Source organism: Burkholderiaceae bacterium, assembly GCA_024235995.1.
Taxonomy (GTDB): Bacteria; Pseudomonadota; Gammaproteobacteria; order Burkholderiales; family Burkholderiaceae_C; genus Ottowia.
Window position 1 is genome coordinate 1498956 of the sequence record JACKLI010000001.1, and the last position, 15530, is coordinate 1514485.

Here is a 15530-nt window from a genome sequence, read left to right on the forward strand (position 1 = left end):
ATGGGGGTCTGGCAAGAGCGCCCGCGCTGCGACGAGGCGCCGGCGTGGGCGCTGCTGACAGCGCACTTCCGGCAGGCCTTCGAGGGGCCGCAGGCGTTCGACCTGCGGCGTGCCTTCGCGCAGGACGCCGGGCGCTTCGCCGCCTTCAGCCTCGAGGCGCCGCCGCTGTTCGCCGACCTGTCCAAGAACCTCATCGACCGCACCGCCCAGCGCCTGCTGACCCAGCTGGCGCGCGAGTGCCGCGTCGAGGCCCACCGCGACGCCATGCTGCGCGGCGAGCGCATCAACGTCAGCGAAGACCGGCCGGTCACCCACGTGCATTGGCGTTCCGAATCAAATCCGGCCTTAGCCCCCACGGATCATGCCCCATCAGCTATCAAAAACATAGTTGACGTACCGCCCCAGGTGCAGGCCAGCCGGCGCGAGATGATGGAGCTGGCCGAGGCCGTGCGGGCGGATGCCGGCATCACCGACGTGGTGCACATCGGCATCGGCGGCTCCGATTTGGGGCCGCGCGTGGTGGTGCAGGCGCTGCGCGCCAGCGGCCACGTGAACGGGCCGCGCCTGCACTTCGTCGCCAACATGGACGGCCACGAGCTGGCCGCCGTGCTGGCGCCGCTGCAGGCCGCGCGCACCCTGTTCATCGTCGCCTCCAAGACCTTCGGCACGGCCGAGACCCTGCGCAACGCACAGTCGGCGCGCGACTGGTTCGTGGCGCAGGGCGGGGGCGAGGTGGCGCGCCGCTTCGTTGCCGTCAGCGCCAACCCGGCCGCGGCAGCCGCCTTCGGCGCGGGCCGCTGCCTGAGCTTCGACGAAGGCGTGGGTGGGCGCTTTTCGCTCTGGTCGCCCATCGGCCTGCCGATTGCCATCGCCATCGGCCGCGAGGGCTTCGCCCAGTTGCTGGCCGGCGCGCGCGCGCTGGACGAGCACTTTGCCGGCGCCCCCCTGGAACGCAACCTGCCGGTGCAGCTGGCGCTGCTCGATCTGTGGTATCGCAACTTCCACGGCCTGGCCAGCCGCTGCGTGGCGCCGTACCACCATGGCCTGCGCGGCCTGCCGGCCTGGCTGCAGCAGCTCGAGATGGAGAGCAACGGCAAGGGCGTCGATGCGCGCGGACGGCCGCTGGCCTTTGCCAGCGCCCCGGTCACCTGGGGCCAGGCCGGCAGCAACGGCCAGCACGCGTTTTTTCAGATGCTGCACCAGGGCAGCGATGTGGTGCCGGTGGAGTTCGTGCTGGTGCGCGATGCCGCCCACGCCTTGCCCGGCCACCACGACCGACTGCTGGCCAACGCCCTGGCGCAGGCGCGTGCGCTGATGTGCGGCCAGGCGGGCGACGCGCCCGAGCGCCACTTTCCCGGCAACCGGCCCTCCACCGTGCTGCTTTTGCCCGACCTGTCGGCATGCAGCCTGGGTGCATTGCTATCGTTGTACGAGCACCGCACCTTCGTGCTCGGCTCGCTGTGGGGCCTCAACAGCTTCGACCAGTGGGGCGTGGAGCTGGGCAAGCGCCACGCCGGCGAGATCGAGGCGGCGCTGCAGGCGCACACCGAAAGCAGCGTGCTCGATGCTTCGACGGCGGGCCTGCTGGCTCGGTTGCGCAGCTCCTGATAAAAATCAAAGAGCCGAAGGGCCGCGGAGCAGGCCAAGCCAGCGATCGCGAGGGCCGGGCTTGGCCCGGCCGAATGCGATGCCCCCTTGCAGGGGGCTGAGGTCTGCGGCTCCAGACCTGCCTGCGCAGGTCTGGACAGACCGAAGGGCCGCCACCTCAGGTGGCGAGCACCGAGCGAAGCGGAACGAAGTCCGCGCAGCTTGGGGGTGGGCCTAAAACGCCGCCGGCCGCCACTTGAGCAGGCGCTTTTCCAGCCGCGTCAACACGAAGTCGGCCACCAGGGCGACGGCCGCCAGCAGGATCATGGCGGCAAACACGCCGCTGGCGTTGAAGGCCCCCTGCGCCGTGGCGATGAGCAGGCCCATGCCCTGCTTGGCGCCCAGGAACTCGCCCACCACCGCGCCCACCAGCGCAAAGCCGAAGCTGACGTGCAGGCTGGCCAGGATCCACGACATGGCCGACGGAATGACCACCGCGGTCGTCACCTGCCGCGGCGAGGCGCCCAGGATGCGCGCGTTGGCGATCAGGTACTTGTCGGCCTCGACCACGCCCTGGAAGGCGTTGCCAAAGACGACGAAGAACACCATGACGACGGCCAGCGCCACCTTGGAGGCCATGCCCAGGCCCAGCGCGATGACGAACACCGAGCCGAGCACCACGCGCGGGATGGAGTTGGCGATCTTGATGTAGAGGCTGAACACGTCGGCCAGCAGCTTGTTGCGCCCCAGCACGATGCCGAACACGATGCCGCCGATGCCGCCGATCAGAAAGCCGATGATGGTTTCCTCCAGCGTGACGGCGATCTGCACCCACAGCGGGCCCTGCGAGGTGCCGTCGCGCACCCACTCGACGATCTGCTCCCAGATCAGCGAAGGCTGCGAATAGAAGAACGGGTCGATCCACTTGCGGCTGGCGCCCAGCTCCCAGCCGCCCAGCACGACCAGCAGGAACAGCAGGCGCAGGCCGATGATGACCCATTTGCGGCGGCGCAGGGCGGCCTGGGCGCGCACCGATTCGCGTGCCAGCGCTTCGTCGCTGAGCGAGGCGGGCACGGCGGCGGCGGCGCCGGGCGCCTGGACGAGGACAGCGGTATTCATGGTGGATGCCCGGTCAGTGGATGGAAACTTCCTCGCGCAGGTCGGCCCAGATGCGCTTGGACAGCTCGATGAAGTTCGGGTGGTAGCGCACCTCGGCCATCACCCGCGGGCGCGGCAGGTCGATGGTGTAGACGCGCTTCAGGGTGGCCGGGCGCGCCGACAGCACGAACACGCGGTCGGCCAGGGCAATGGCTTCCTCGATGTCGTGCGTGACGAACACCACCGAGCCGCCGGTGCCGCCCCACAGCTTGAGCAGCTCGTCCTGCATCAGCGTGCGCGTCTGCATGTCCAGCGCCGAAAAGGGCTCGTCCATCAGCAGGATCTCGGGGCGGTTGATGAAGGTCTGCGCCAGCGCCACGCGCTTGCGCATGCCGCCCGACAGCTGGTGCGGGTAGTGCTGGTCGAACCCCTTCAGGCCCACGCGGTTGATCCACTGCGCCGCCAGCTCGCGCGCCTGCGCGCGCGGCATGCCGCGAAACAGCGGGCCGGCCGACACGTTGTCCATCACGCTGCGCCACGGAAAGACCGCGTCGGCCTGAAACACGAAGCCGATGCGCGGGTCGATCCCGCTGACGGGCTGGCCCATCACCTGCACCGCGCCCACCGTGGGCTGCAGCAGGCCCGTGATCATGTTCAGCGTGGTCGACTTGCCGCAGCCCGTGGGGCCGACGATGGCGACGAACTCGCCGCGCGCCACCGCCATCGTGAAGTTGCGCAGCGTCACGGTGGCCGTGCCGTCGCCGGAGATGAAACGCAGCGACACGTCGTCGAACTGGATGGCCGGCGCGGCGCCGGCGGACACTTCGGTGGGGCTCATGGTCACTTGGCGGCCGGCAGGTAGGCGTTGCTGTAGGTCTTGGACAGGTCGATGTTCTTGGCCTTGACCTGTGGCTTGAAGGTGGACAGCACCTTCAGCACCGTCTCCGGCCCGCCCTCGGGCATGCGGCCGTCGGTGGTGAACATGGGCAGCGAGCTCTTGAGCGCGGCCACGTACAGCGCCTTGTCGTTGCCGTAGAAGTCGCGCGGCATCTTGTCGGCGATCTCCTCGGCGCTGTGCGTGTGGATGTACTGCATGGTCTTGGCGAAGGCGTGGGCCAGCTTGGTGGCCTGCTCCTTGTGCGAGTCGGCCCAGGCGTTGGACACGTACAGGCTGGGCGCCGGGTAGAGGCCGCCCAGCGCCGCCCTGGTGCCTTCCTCGGTGCGCATGTCCACCAGCACCTTGGCCTCGCCGGTCTTGAGCATTTGCGACACCGTGGGCTCGGTCGTCATGCCGGCCTGGATGCGGTCCTGCTTGATGGCGGCGATGAAGGTGTTGCCCGCGCCCACCGGCAGCAGCGAATAGTCCTTGGACTCCACGCCCTGGCGCAGCGCCAGGTAGCGCGTGAGAAAGTCGGTGGACGAGCCCAGGCCCGTCACGCCCAGCGTCTTGCCCTTGGCGTCGGCCATGCTCTTGAAGCTGGGCGCGGCCTTGGTGGAGACCAGCTCCACCTCGCCCGGCACCTTGCCGAAGACGGCAATGGCCTCCACCTCCTTGCCCTTGGCCTGCAGGTCGATGGTGTGGTCGTAGAAGCCCACCACGCCCTGCACGGCGCCGGCGATCAGCTGGTTCTCGGCATCCACGCCGGCGGGCTGCGACTGCAGCTCGACATTCAGGCCCTCGTCCTTGAAGTAGCCCAGCGCCTCGGTCAGCTTGGCGGGCAGGTAGATGATCTTGTTGATCCCGCCCACCATGATGGTGACGGTGTTGGCGTCGGCCGCCTGCGCGGGCAGGGTGCCGGACACGGCCAGGGCGGCGGCGATCAGGCTGAGGCGAAGCATCGGGGTTTTCATGACATGGTCTCCTGTCGGTTCGGGTGAGGACGTCGTCCACTGTAGAAACCGCCGTCCTTCATCCAGCTTTCGCCGTGGGTGCGCAATGACTGGGGTTTTCCCTGGTCTTGCCTTTTCTGGCCCGTGCGCCCGCCCACGCCTCGCCGCGGCCTTCGTCCATGGCGCGCCGGGCCCTAGAATTTCCCCGCCATGAAGCTGCTGCTGATCGAGGACAACGCATCGCTGGCCCACTGGCTGGCGCAGTTGCTGCGCGAGCAGGATTTCATCGTCGACAGCGTGGCCGACGGCGAGGCGGCCGACCAGCTGCTGCGCCAGCAGCGCTACGACGTGGTGCTGCTGGACCTGAACCTGCCGCAGCTGTCCGGCAAGGGCGTGCTGCGGCGCCTGCGCGAGCGCGGCGACGGCGTGCCGGTGCTCATCCTGACGGCCAGCGCCTCGCTGGACCAGAAGGTGCTGTGCCTGGAGATCGGCGCCGACGACTACATGGTCAAGCCGATCGAGGGGCGCGAGCTGGTGGCGCGCATCAAGGCGCTGGTGCGCCGCCAGGTGCCGGGGCGCGCCAACACCCTGCTGTGCGGCGACCTGGGCTACGACCTGCAGACGCGCCAGTTCACGCTGGCCGGCGCGCCGCTGCCGCTGCCGCCGCGCGAGCGCGCGCTGCTGGAGACGCTGATGCTCAAGCAGGGCAGCACGGTGCCCAAGCAGGCCCTGCTCGACGGCCTGTTCGACCTGGACGACGAGGCCGGCGTGGACGCGCTGGAGCTGTACGTGCACCGCCTGCGCAAGAAGCTCGACGCCAGCCAAGCCACCATCATCACCTTGCGCGGCGTCGGCTACCTGCTGCGCATGCGCGAGGGCGTTTGATCTTCATGTCTTCCAGCCTGCGCCTTCGCCTGGCGGCCTGGTTGCTGCTGCCGCTCTCGCTGTTCGTCGCCGTCAGCGCCTGGTTCAGCTGGCGCAACGCGGCCGCCATGGCCGACTACGTGCAGGACCACGACCTGCTGGCCTCGGCCAAGGTGCTGTCGGACCGCCTGATCTGGGACGGCGACGCCGTGCAGGCCAGCGTGCCGCCGGCGGCGCTGGCCCTGTTCGCCTCGCCCGCGCACGACCAGGTGTTCCTGAGCGTGACCGCCGCTGACGGCCGGCCGCTGGCCGGCATGCCCGGCTTTCCGCTGCCGGCGCGGCGCCTGCTGCAGGGGCCGGACCGCGCGCAGTGGTACGACGCGCGGATCGAAGGCCGGCCGGTGCGCGCCGTCCTCACCGAGCGCGCCATGTACGACGTGGCCGGCGCGCAGGCCATCACCATCGCCGTGGCCAAGACCACCGGCAGCCGCGACCAGATGGTGCGCACGCTGTGGTGGCCGACGGTGGAATACCTGCTGGCGGCGCTGGCCCTGGCGCTGGTGCTGACGCCGCTGGCGCTGACCTGGGAGCTGCGCCCCGTGATGCGCCTGGGGCGCCAGCTGGCGCGGCGCGACCCGCTGCACCTGGACTTTGCCGTTGACGCGCGCAGCCTGCACAGCGAGCTGCGGCCGGTGGGCGAGACCATCAACCAGTTCGTGCGCGAACTCAAGGCGCACTCCGAGGCGCAGCGGCGCTTCATCGCCGACGCGGCGCACCAGCTGCGCACGCCGCTGGCGCTGCAGGCCTCGCAGATCGAGTTCGTGCGCTACGCGCGCGAGCACCGCACCGACTGGGACAACCGCCGCGCCGACATGGACGAGATCTGGCGCGAGATGCAGGCCAGCAACCGGCAGCTGGTCGAGGTCACCAACAAGCTGCTGCTGCTGGCCCAGGCCGAGCACGCCGACGCCCAGGCCCGGCTGGTGCCGGTCGACCTGGCGGCGGCGGCGCTGCGCTGCTCCGAGCAGCTGGCCGCGCTGGCCGACCGCCGCCGCATCGACCTGGGGCTGGACGCGCCGGACACGGGCACGGCCTGGGTGCGGGCCGAACCCGCGCTGCTGGATGCGCTGATCGCCAACCTGCTGGACAACGCGCTGCGCTACACGCCCGAGGGCGGGCGCGTGACGGTGGGCGTGCGCCGCGTCGGCGCGCAGGTGGAGCTGACGGTGGACGACAACGGCCCCGGCATCCCGGCCGAGGCGCTGGAGCGGGTGTTCGACCGCTTCTATCGCCTGGCCGGCGACAGCGAAGGCACCGGCCTGGGCCTGGCCATCGTGCGCGAGGTGGCACGCGGCTGCGGCGCCACCGTGACGCTGCAGGCCAACCCCGGCGAGGCACACGGCCTGTGCGTGCGCGTGGCGTTTGCGGCGCAAGAAAAACCCCCGCAGGCCTGAGGCCGGCGGGGGTTGTGGCTGGAGCGGGGCGGCTGCCGGGGTCAACCGGCAGCGCGGCGGGATTACATCATCCCGTCCATGCCGCCCATGCCGCCCGGCATGCCGCCGGCGGCCGGGGCATCGTCCTTGGGCGCCTCGGCGACCATGGCTTCGGTGGTCAGCATCAGGCCGGCCACGGAGGCGGCGTTCTGCAGCGCGGTGCGCGTGACCTTGGTGGGGTCCAGAATGCCCATCTCGATCATGTCGCCGTACTCGCCGTTGGCGGCGTTGTAGCCGAAGTTGCCCTTGCCATCCAGCACCTTGTTGACCACCACGCTGGCTTCGTCGCCAGCGTTGTAGACGATCTCGCGCAGGGGCGATTCGATGGCCTTGAGCACCAGCTTGATGCCGGCGTCCTGGTCGGCGTTGGCACCCTTGATGGTGCCGGCGGCCTGGCGGGCGCGCAGCAGGGCCACGCCGCCGCCGGCGACGATGCCTTCTTCCACCGCGGCGCGGGTGGCGTGCAGGGCGTCTTCCACGCGGGCCTTCTTCTCCTTCATCTCGACCTCGGTGGCGGCGCCGACCTTGATCACGGCCACGCCGCCGGCCAGCTTGGCCACGCGCTCTTGCAGCTTCTCGCGGTCGTAGTCGCTGGTGGCTTCCTCGATCTGCACGCGGATCTGCTTGACGCGCGCCTCGATGTCGGCGGCCTTGCCGGCGCCGTCGATGATGGTGGTGTTTTCCTTGCCCACTTCGATGGTCTTGGCCTGGCCCAGGTCGGCCAGGGTGACTTTCTCCAGGCTCAGGCCCACTTCCTCGGCGATCACCTTGCCGCCGGTCAGGATGGCGATGTCTTCCAGCATGGCCTTGCGGCGGTCGCCAAAGCCCGGGGCCTTGACGGCCACGACCTTCAGGATGCCGCGGATGGTGTTGACCACCAGGGTGGCCAGGGCCTCGCCCTCGACTTCTTCGGCCACGATCAGCAGCGGGCGGCCGGCCTTGGCCACGGCTTCCAGCGTGGGCAGCAGGTCGCGGATGTTGCTGATCTTCTTGTCGAACAGCAGCACGTAGGGGTTGTCCAGGATGGCGGCCTGCTTCTCGGGGTTGTTGATGAAGTAGGGCGACAGGTAGCCGCGGTCGAACTGCATGCCTTCGACCACGTCCAGCTCGTTGTCCAGGCTCTTGCCGTCCTCGACGGTGATCACGCCTTCCTTGCCGACCTTGTCCATGGCGTCGGCGATGATCTTGCCGATCGACTCGTCGCTGTTGGCCGAAATGGAGCCGACCTGGGCGATCTCCTTGCTGGTGGTGGTGGCCTTGCTGGCCTTCTTCAGCTGCTCGATCAGGGCCGTCACGGCCTTGTCGATGCCGCGCTTCAGGTCCATCGGGTTCATGCCGGCGGCCACGTACTTCATGCCTTCGCGCACGATGGCCTGGGCCAGCACGGTGGCGGTGGTGGTGCCGTCACCGGCGTTGTCGCTGGTCTTGGAAGCCACTTCCTTGACCATCTGCGCGCCCATGTTCTGCAGCTTGTCCTTCAGCTCGATCTCCTTGGCGACCGAGACACCGTCCTTGGTGACGGTGGGGGCGCCGAAGCTGCGCTCCAGCACCACGTTGCGGCCCTTGGGGCCCAGGGTGGTCTTGACCGCGTTGGCCAGGATGTTCACGCCTTCGACCATGCGGGCGCGGGCTTCGCCGCCGAAAACTACGTCTTTTGCTGCCATGTTGTTGGCTCCGAAAAAATATGAATGAAATACCGCTCTAGCCCGGGTGGATCAAGCGCGAGCAGCTATGAAACAAGGAGTAATCAGGAACGGGATGCGAGCGATCACTTCTCGACGACGGCAAACAGGTCGTCTTCCTTCATCACCAGCAGCTCGTCGCCGTCGACCTTGACGGTCTGGCCGCTGTACTTGCCAAACAGCACGCGGTCGCCCACTTTCACGCTCATGGCGATGCGGTCGCCGTCATCGTCCTGGCGGCCCGGGCCCACGGCCAGCACCTCGCCCTGGTCGGGCTTTTCGGCGGCGTTGTCGGGAATGACGATGCCCGAAGCGGTCTTGGTTTCGTTCTCCAGGCGCTTGACGATCACGCGATCGGCGAGGGGACGCAGTTTCATGGATGCTCCTAAGTGGATGGTATGAAAGAAAATTTCGCTTGCTCGGCCCGGCGCGTGCGCGGCGGGCCGCAAGATCGGATGGCGAAGAGCGGTTTGTTAGCACTCAACTCCAACGAGTGCTAATCATAAGGGCAAATAGCGCGGATTCAAGAGCCCAAAAAGCCCGGCGCCACGGCCTTGGACATCGAGGCCGGGCGCCGGGCAGGCGGGTGGGTTCGGCGGCGCGCCGGTCGGGTGCGCCGCCGAAGGGGCGTCAGGACGTCGCGCCCTGCAGCCGGCCCTGCGGCGCGTCGGCCGCGTCGCGCTGGAACACGCCCAGCACCACCTGCCAGGCCATGGCCAGGGCGCCGACGATGAACACCACGTCGCCGTAGGTGCGCACCCAGCGCAGGGTCTGCAGCAGGGGCTGCTGCATGAAGGCCTCGCTGCGCGCCCACCACAGGCCTTCGCTCACGCTGGCGTTGAACTGCATGATGCCGATGGGCAGCAGGCTGGTGGCGATCATCAGCACCAGGCCGCCGTTCAGGCCCCAGAACGCCGTCTTCATCAGGCGCTCGCTGAACACCAGGCTGGGGCGGATGTAGCGCAGCACCAGCAGCGTGAAGCCCAGCGCCAGGAAGCCATACACGCCGAACAGCGCGGCATGGGCGTGCACCGGCGTGGTGTTCAGGCCCTGGATGTAGTACAGCGCGATCGGCGGGTTGATCATGAAGCCGAACACGCCCGCGCCCAGCATGTTCCAGAACGCCACGGTGACAAACGCCAGCAGCGGCCACTTGAGGTTTTCCATCCAGGGCGCGCGGGTCTTCAGGCGCCACTGCTCCCAGGCCTCGTGGCCCAGCACGATCAGCGGCACCACCTCGAGCGCGCTGAAGGCGGCGCCGACGGCCATCACGGGCGTGGTGGTGCCGGCGAAGTACAGGTGGTGGAAGGTGCCCGGAATGCCGCCCAGGAGGAACAGCGAGGCCGACGCCAGGCTGGCCGTGGTGGCCATGGAGCGCGAGACCAGGCCCATGCTGCTGAAGACGAAGGCCAGCGCCGTGGTGGCAAACACCTCGAAGAAGCCCTCCACCCACAGGTGCACCACCCACCAGCGCCAGTATTCCATCACCGACAGGTTGGTGCGCTCGCCATAGAACAGGCCGGCGCCGTAGAACAGGCCGATGGCACCCACCGAGGCGGTGAGCAGGGCCAGCAGGTTCTTGTCCTCGCCGGACTTCCTGAGCAGCGCCGGCGTCACGCCGCGCAGCATCAGCACCAGCCAGAACAGGATGCCGACCCACTTGAGGATCTGCCACAGGCGGCCCAGGTCCACGAACTCATAGCCCTGGTGGCCCAGCCAGAAGCTCCACTCCGGCGGCAGCTTGTGCGCGATGGCCAGGTAGTTGCCGACGAAGGAGCCGACGCAGACGACGACCAGCGCCCAGAACAGGATGTCCACGCCCAGCTTCTGGTACTTGGAGTCCTTGCCGCCGTTGATGATGGGCGCCAGGAACAGGCCGACGGCCAGAAAGCCCGTGGCGATCCAGAACAGCGCGGCCTGGATGTGCCAGGTGCGCGTGAGCGCGTAGGGGAACCACTGCGACACGTCGATGCCGTAGAAGCGCTGGCCTTCCACCGTGTAGTGCGCGGTGAAGCCGCCGATGAACACCTGGAAGACGAACAGGCCCACGACCAGGAACAGGTACTTGCCCAGCGCGTGCTGTGAGGGCGTGAGCGCAAAGCGCGTCAGCGGGTCGTGCGCGGGGACGGCGGGGTCGGACTCGTCGTGCCTGCCCAGGAAGGACCAGCCCCACACCAGAAAGCCTATGCCGGCCAGCAGCACCACCACGCTGACCACCGACCACACCACGTTCTCGCTGCTCGGCACGTTGTCGATCAGCGGCTCGTGCGGCCAGTTGTTGGTGTAGGTGACGTGGCTGTCCGGACGCTCGGCCGACGCGGCCCAGGCGGTCCAGAAGAAGAAGTGCGTCAGCTGCTGGCGGCGCTCGGCGCTGGGCAGCGTGTCCTCCTTCATGGCGAAGTGCTCGCGGCTCTTTTGCAGCGAGGGGTCGGCCGAGAACAGGCGCTCGTAGTGGTCGGCCGTCTGCGCCATGGCCTGCGCGCGGCGCTCGCTCACCACCAGCCGGTTTTGCGCGTCCACCCCGTCGCCGCGGTACTCGGCCTTCAGCTCGGCGCGCAGCGCGCCTTGCGGGCCGGCGCCCAATTCGGCGTAGGGCTTGCCGTATTGCGCCCGGGCGGCCAGGTCGAGCCAGGCCGTCAGCTCACGGTGCAGCCAGTCGGCCGTCCAGTCGGGCGCCTGGTAGGCGCCGTGGCCCCAGATGGAGCCCAGCTGCATGCCGCCCACCGACTGCCAGGCGGTCTGGCCGTCGAGGATGTCCTCGCCCGTGAAGAGCGGCTTGCCGCTGTCCGTCACCACCTGGGTGGGGATGGGCGGCGCCGAGCGGTAGATGTCGGCGCCGAAGTAGCCCAGCAGCGAGAACATCACGATGCATAGGCCGATCAGGGTGAACCAGTGTTTCTTGTAGCGTCCCATGATGGTCGGGTCTTTCGGAAAGGGTGTCGGGGTCAGGCGTGCAGGCCGGTCCGCCAGGCGCGGGCGCCGGGCCGGCGGTCAAGGTCGGGGATGCGGGTGCGTGCCAGCGGCGGCGGGCGGCGCGACGTGGGAGAAGGCTGGGTTTGGGTCATGGTCTTTCCTGCTTTGCGTCATATCAAGGGTTTACCCTGCGTTTATGCCCGCCTCGAGCCGGGAAAAAATTGACCCATGTTCAATAAATCGGGAAAGCAACGGTTATAAATACCCGATTGATTAAAGGTTAAAATGACCATATCAAGGTAAATATGACCCTATCAGCCGTCTACACCGAACTGTTGTCCGACCTGGCGGTGGAGTTGCCCGCCGCCGTGCGCCAGCAACGGCTGGCCGAACTGCTGCGTGGGCACTTCCGCTGCGGCGCCGTGGCCCTGCTGGCGCTGGATGCGGGCGGCGACAGCCTGCGGCCCGAGGCGGTGGACGGCCTGACGCCCGACGCCCTGGGGCGCCGCTTCGCCTTGATGGAGCACCCGCGCCTGGCCGCCATCCTGCGGCGCGTTGGGGTCACGCGCTTTCATCACGACAGCGGCCTGCCCGACCCGTACGACGGCCTGGTCATCGAGCGGCCGGGCGAGCCGCTGCACGTGCACGACTGCATGGGCATCGTCCTGGCCGTCGAGGGCCGGCCCTGGGGCGTGCTGACGCTGGATGCGCTGGACGTCGGCACCTTCGACGAGCCGGCCCAGCGCCAGCTGGCGCAGCTGCTGCCGCTGATCGAGGCCGTGGTGCGGGTGGGCCGGCTCGAAGGCGCGCTGCGCGTGGCCAGCCAGTCGGCCGGCGTACCGGTCACGGGCGGGCAGCCGGTGGACGAAGACCGCGGCCTGCTGGGCGACAGCCCGCCCATGCAGCAGCTGCTGCACGAGCTGGGCATCGTGGCCGACACCGAGCTGCCCGTGTTGCTGCTGGGCGAGACCGGGGTCGGCAAGGAGCTGTTCGCGCACCGCCTGCACGCCCTGTCGCGCCGGCGCGCGCAGCCGCTGGTGCACATCAACTGCGCCGCGCTGCCCGAGGCGCTGGCCGAGAGCGAGCTGTTCGGCCACGTGCGCGGCGCCTTCGCCGGCGCGGTGGAAGACCGCGCCGGCCGCTTCGAGGCGGCCGATGGCGGCACCCTGCTGCTGGAGGAGGTGGGCGAGCTGCCGCTGGCCGTGCAGGCCCAGCTGCTGCGCACCCTGCAGAGCGGCACCGTGCGGCGCCAGGGCGCGGCCGCGCCGCGCACGGTGGACGTGCGGGTGATCGCCACCACCAACCGCAGCCTGCGCGAGCAGGTGCAGGACGGGGCGTTTCGCGCCGACCTGTACCACCGCCTGTCGGTCTACCCCATCACCATTCCGCCGCTGCGCGAGCGCGGCCGCGACGTCCTTTTGCTGGCCGGGCGCCTGCTGGAGGTCAACCGCGCGCGCCTGGGCCTGCGCAGCCTGCGCCTGTCGGTGGAGGCCAAGCAGGCGCTGCGCCGCTACGCCTGGCCGGGCAACGTGCGCGAGCTGGAGCAGGTGATCGGCCGCGCCGCGCTCAAGGCCGTCAGCCGCGGCGCCACCCGCACCGAGATCGTCACCCTCGGCGCCGAGCTGCTGGACCTGGACGCCGCGCCGGTGGCTGTGCCCGCGGGGCCCGCGGGCGCCACGGTGGCCGGCGCGGCGTCCGACCCTGCGGGCACCCTGCGCGAGCGCGTCGAGGCCTGCCAGCGCGCCGCCATCGAGCAGGCCCTGGCCGCGCACGGTGGCCGCTGGGCCGGCGCCGCGCGCGAGCTGGGCCTGGACCCCAGCAACCTGCACAAGCTGGCGCAGCGCTTAGGCTGCGCGCCGGCGCGTCCGCGCTAGGAGCCTGGGCGGCAGAAGGCGTCGAAGCGAAACGTGCGAAAAACGAGGACAGCGTGGTGATACCAACAAGCCCATAGCCGAGCTATGGGCGCCGTTGGGAGCGCCGCGATGGACCGTTTTCTCGCGCGTTGCAGCCGACGCAGCTTCTGCCGCCCAGACTCCTAGGCTTGCACCCGGCGGCGCCCGCCAGTTGAAGAGCGCGACGCCGATCCATGGGGGACATGCTGGCCCCTCATGTGCGTTGATGCCGGTGCCAGTCCAGCAAGCTTGCCGGCCGGCGCCACCCACCGTGCTTTCATGGCTGCGGGTCGGCGCCGGTGGGCTCGGTGGCGCCGGGCGGCGAGGAGGCGATGGCATCGGCCGCCGCCACCGCGCGCGCCAGGTCGGGCTGCAGGTCGGCCTTGATCAGGGGCAGCAGGCCGCAGCGCCGCGCCATGTCCAGCGGCTGGGTGGCCAGGGCGCTGGCGATCAGCCGCACGCCCTGCGCCTGGCAGGTGCGCGCCAGCGCCAGCAGGGCGTCGGCGCCGGTCGAGTCGAGGTACATCACGTGCTCGAAGTCGAGCACCAGCGCCCGCGCGGGCAGCTGGTCCTGCAAAGCCTCGACCAGCGGGGCCGAGCCGAAGAACAGCGCGCCCGACAGGCGCTTGACCTGCACCTGCGTGCCGGCCGCCTTCAGCTCGGGCGGCGCCAGCGCATCGGCGCGCGACAGCCGCGCGATGCGCACGATGAAGGTCACGCAGGCGGCGACGATGCCCAGCTGCACCGCCACCGTCAGGTCGAAGATCACGGTCAAAAAGAACACCGACAGCAGCGTGAAGCGGTAGGGCACGGTCAGGTTGCGCAGGTGCGCGAAGGCGTGCCACTCGCCCATGTTCCAGGCCACGAATATCAGGATGGCGGCCAGCGTGGCCAGCGGGATGGAGGACGCCAGCGGTGCGGCCACCAGGATGACCAGCAGCAGCACCAGCGCATGCACGATGCCGGCAATGGGGCTGGTGGCGCCGCTCTTGACGTTGGTGACGGTGCGCGCGATGGTGCCGGTGGCCGGCATGCCGCCCATCAGCGGCGCCACGAAGTTGGCGATGCCCTGGGCCATCAGCTCCTGGTTGGGGTCGTGCCGCTCGCCGATCAGGCCGTCGGTCACGCGCGCGCACAGCAGCGACTCGATGGCGCCCAGCAGCGCCAGCGTGATGGCCGGCATCAGCAGGTAGCGCACGGTTTCCCAGCTGAACTCGGGCAGCGTGAACGCCGGCAGCGCCGCCGGGATGCCGCCGAAGCGCGAGCCGATGGTTTCCACCGGCAGCTTGAACACGCCCACCGCCGTGGTGGCCACCACCAGCGCCACGATGGAGCCCGGCACCCGGTTGAGCTGGCCCGAGAACGGCGCCCGCGGGCCCAGTGTGGGCATGGCGTGCTGCCAGCCGATGATGATGACCAGCGACACGGCCGCCACCCCCAGCGCCCAGGGGTTGAGCGTGTGCAGGTTGGCCCACAGCGCACCCACGATGCCGAAAAAGTCACCCGGCATCTTGTCGATGGACAGGCCCAGGAAGTCCTTGACCTGCGACAGCCCGATCAGCACCGCGATGCCGTTGGTGAAGCCGATGATCACCGCGATCGGAATGAAGCGCACCAGCGTGCCCAGCCGCAGCAGGCCCATGGCGAACAGCAGCACGCCCGAGAAGGCGGTGGCGATGATCAGGTTGGGCACGCCGTAGCGCTCGACGATGCCGTAGACGATGACGATGAAGGCGCCCGCCGGCCCGCCGATCTGCACCCGGCAGCCGCCCAGCACGGCAATCAGAAAGCCCGCGACGATGGCGGTGAACAGCCCCGCCTGCGGCGGCAGGCCCGAGGCGATGGCAAAGGCCATGGCCAGCGGCAGCGCCACCACGGCCACCGTGAGGCCCGCCCCGAAGTCCTGCACCAGGCGCTGGCGGTCGTAGCCGCGCAGGGCGTCGATGATGCGGGGGCGAAAGCGGGCGATGGGCAAGGAACTGGCCATGGGATGCAGTGCTTGAATGAATGCAGGGGCTCCCGGCGCGATGCGCGTGCAGCCAACCCGGCTGTCTGGCGCGTGCATCGGAATTGGGAGCAGACCCGTTGATTGTGCGCCTGCCGGATCGGCCGAAAGCCCAGGCGGCGTAATGACATTGGCAGTACGTTGCCGCTAGAATGCCTGTTGCCCC

At 69.5% G+C, this 15530-nt stretch carries 11 protein-coding genes; 4 read left to right on the forward strand and 7 right to left on the reverse strand.

All coding sequences use genetic code 11. The features are described 5' to 3' along the window. The gene (gene pgi / locus H6927_07270) at positions 1-1608 is read left to right on the forward strand and encodes a glucose-6-phosphate isomerase (GenBank protein ID MCP5217901.1); all 1608 of its coding nucleotides are present in this window, start codon (positions 1-3) and stop codon (positions 1606-1608) included. Positions 1609-1821: 213 nt separating this feature from the next. On the opposite strand, the gene H6927_07275 is transcribed toward pgi, so the two are convergent. From H6927_07275 to H6927_07285, 3 genes are read right to left on the reverse strand one after another with little or no spacing between them, the layout of a single operon-like run. Next, on the reverse strand, positions 1822-2706 hold the full coding sequence (locus tag H6927_07275; GenBank protein ID MCP5217902.1) for an ABC transporter permease: 885 nt from the start codon (positions 2704-2706) through the stop codon (positions 1822-1824). Between the two features lie 13 nt (positions 2707-2719). After that, positions 2720-3523: an ABC transporter ATP-binding protein gene (locus H6927_07280; protein MCP5217903.1), complete on the reverse strand. Its 804-nt coding sequence runs from the start codon at positions 3521-3523 to the stop codon at positions 2720-2722. A gap of 2 nt (positions 3524-3525) precedes the next feature. Beyond that, entirely contained in the window at positions 3526-4524 is a 999-nt protein-coding gene (locus tag H6927_07285; protein ID MCP5217904.1) for an ABC transporter substrate-binding protein, read from the reverse strand. Positions 4525-4725: 201 nt separating this feature from the next. Here H6927_07285 and H6927_07290 point away from each other — a divergent pair, with 201 nt between their 5' ends. After that, positions 4726-5400, forward strand: a complete 675-nt coding sequence (locus H6927_07290) for a response regulator transcription factor (protein MCP5217905.1) — start codon at positions 4726-4728, stop codon at positions 5398-5400. Positions 5401-5405: 5 nt separating this feature from the next. Then, positions 5406-6833 (forward strand): sensor histidine kinase, encoded by a 1428-nt coding sequence (locus H6927_07295; protein MCP5217906.1) that lies wholly within the window; start codon positions 5406-5408, stop codon positions 6831-6833. A gap of 62 nt (positions 6834-6895) precedes the next feature. Here the strand turns inward: H6927_07295 and groL are convergent, their stop codons facing one another. The 3 genes from groL to H6927_07310 all read right to left on the reverse strand — a co-directional run bounded on the left by groL (position 6896) and on the right by H6927_07310 (position 11467). Then, positions 6896-8536 carry a chaperonin GroEL gene (gene groL / locus H6927_07300; protein MCP5217907.1) on the reverse strand — a complete coding sequence of 547 codons (1641 nt, stop codon included), beginning with the start codon at positions 8534-8536 and terminating at the stop codon, positions 6896-6898. A 104-nt stretch (positions 8537-8640) separates the two neighbouring features. Then, positions 8641-8931 (reverse strand): co-chaperone GroES, encoded by a 291-nt coding sequence (groES, locus tag H6927_07305; protein ID MCP5217908.1) that lies wholly within the window; start codon positions 8929-8931, stop codon positions 8641-8643. Between the two features lie 253 nt (positions 8932-9184). Then, entirely contained in the window at positions 9185-11467 is a 2283-nt protein-coding gene (locus H6927_07310; protein ID MCP5217909.1) for a nitric-oxide reductase large subunit, read from the reverse strand. Between the two features lie 305 nt (positions 11468-11772). Between H6927_07310 and norR the strand changes: the two genes are divergently transcribed. After that, positions 11773-13341: a nitric oxide reductase transcriptional regulator NorR gene (gene norR / locus H6927_07315; protein MCP5217910.1), complete on the forward strand. Its 1569-nt coding sequence runs from the start codon at positions 11773-11775 to the stop codon at positions 13339-13341. A 295-nt stretch (positions 13342-13636) separates the two neighbouring features. Here norR and H6927_07320 read toward each other — a convergent pair whose 3' ends face one another. After that, positions 13637-15346 (reverse strand): STAS domain-containing protein, encoded by a 1710-nt coding sequence (locus H6927_07320; protein MCP5217911.1) that lies wholly within the window; start codon positions 15344-15346, stop codon positions 13637-13639. Between the last annotated feature and the right edge of the window lie 184 nt (positions 15347-15530).

Coding starts and splice junctions, on each gene's coding strand:
- pgi (MCP5217901.1), top strand. CDS start 1: ATGGGGGTCTGGCAAGAGCGCCCGCGCTGCGACGAGGCGCCGGCGTGG.
- H6927_07275 (MCP5217902.1), bottom strand. CDS start 2,706: ATGAATACCGCTGTCCTCGTCCAGGCGCCCGGCGCCGCCGCCGCCGTG.
- H6927_07280 (MCP5217903.1), bottom strand. CDS start 3,523: ATGAGCCCCACCGAAGTGTCCGCCGGCGCCGCGCCGGCCATCCAGTTC.
- H6927_07285 (MCP5217904.1), bottom strand. CDS start 4,524: ATGCTTCGCCTCAGCCTGATCGCCGCCGCCCTGGCCGTGTCCGGCACC.
- H6927_07290 (MCP5217905.1), top strand. CDS start 4,726: ATGAAGCTGCTGCTGATCGAGGACAACGCATCGCTGGCCCACTGGCTG.
- H6927_07295 (MCP5217906.1), top strand. CDS start 5,406: ATGTCTTCCAGCCTGCGCCTTCGCCTGGCGGCCTGGTTGCTGCTGCCG.
- groL (MCP5217907.1), bottom strand. CDS start 8,536: ATGGCAGCAAAAGACGTAGTTTTCGGCGGCGAAGCCCGCGCCCGCATG.
- groES (MCP5217908.1), bottom strand. CDS start 8,931: ATGAAACTGCGTCCCCTCGCCGATCGCGTGATCGTCAAGCGCCTGGAG.
- H6927_07310 (MCP5217909.1), bottom strand. CDS start 11,467: ATGGGACGCTACAAGAAACACTGGTTCACCCTGATCGGCCTATGCATC.
- norR (MCP5217910.1), top strand. CDS start 11,773: ATGACCCTATCAGCCGTCTACACCGAACTGTTGTCCGACCTGGCGGTG.
- H6927_07320 (MCP5217911.1), bottom strand. CDS start 15,346: ATGGCCAGTTCCTTGCCCATCGCCCGCTTTCGCCCCCGCATCATCGAC.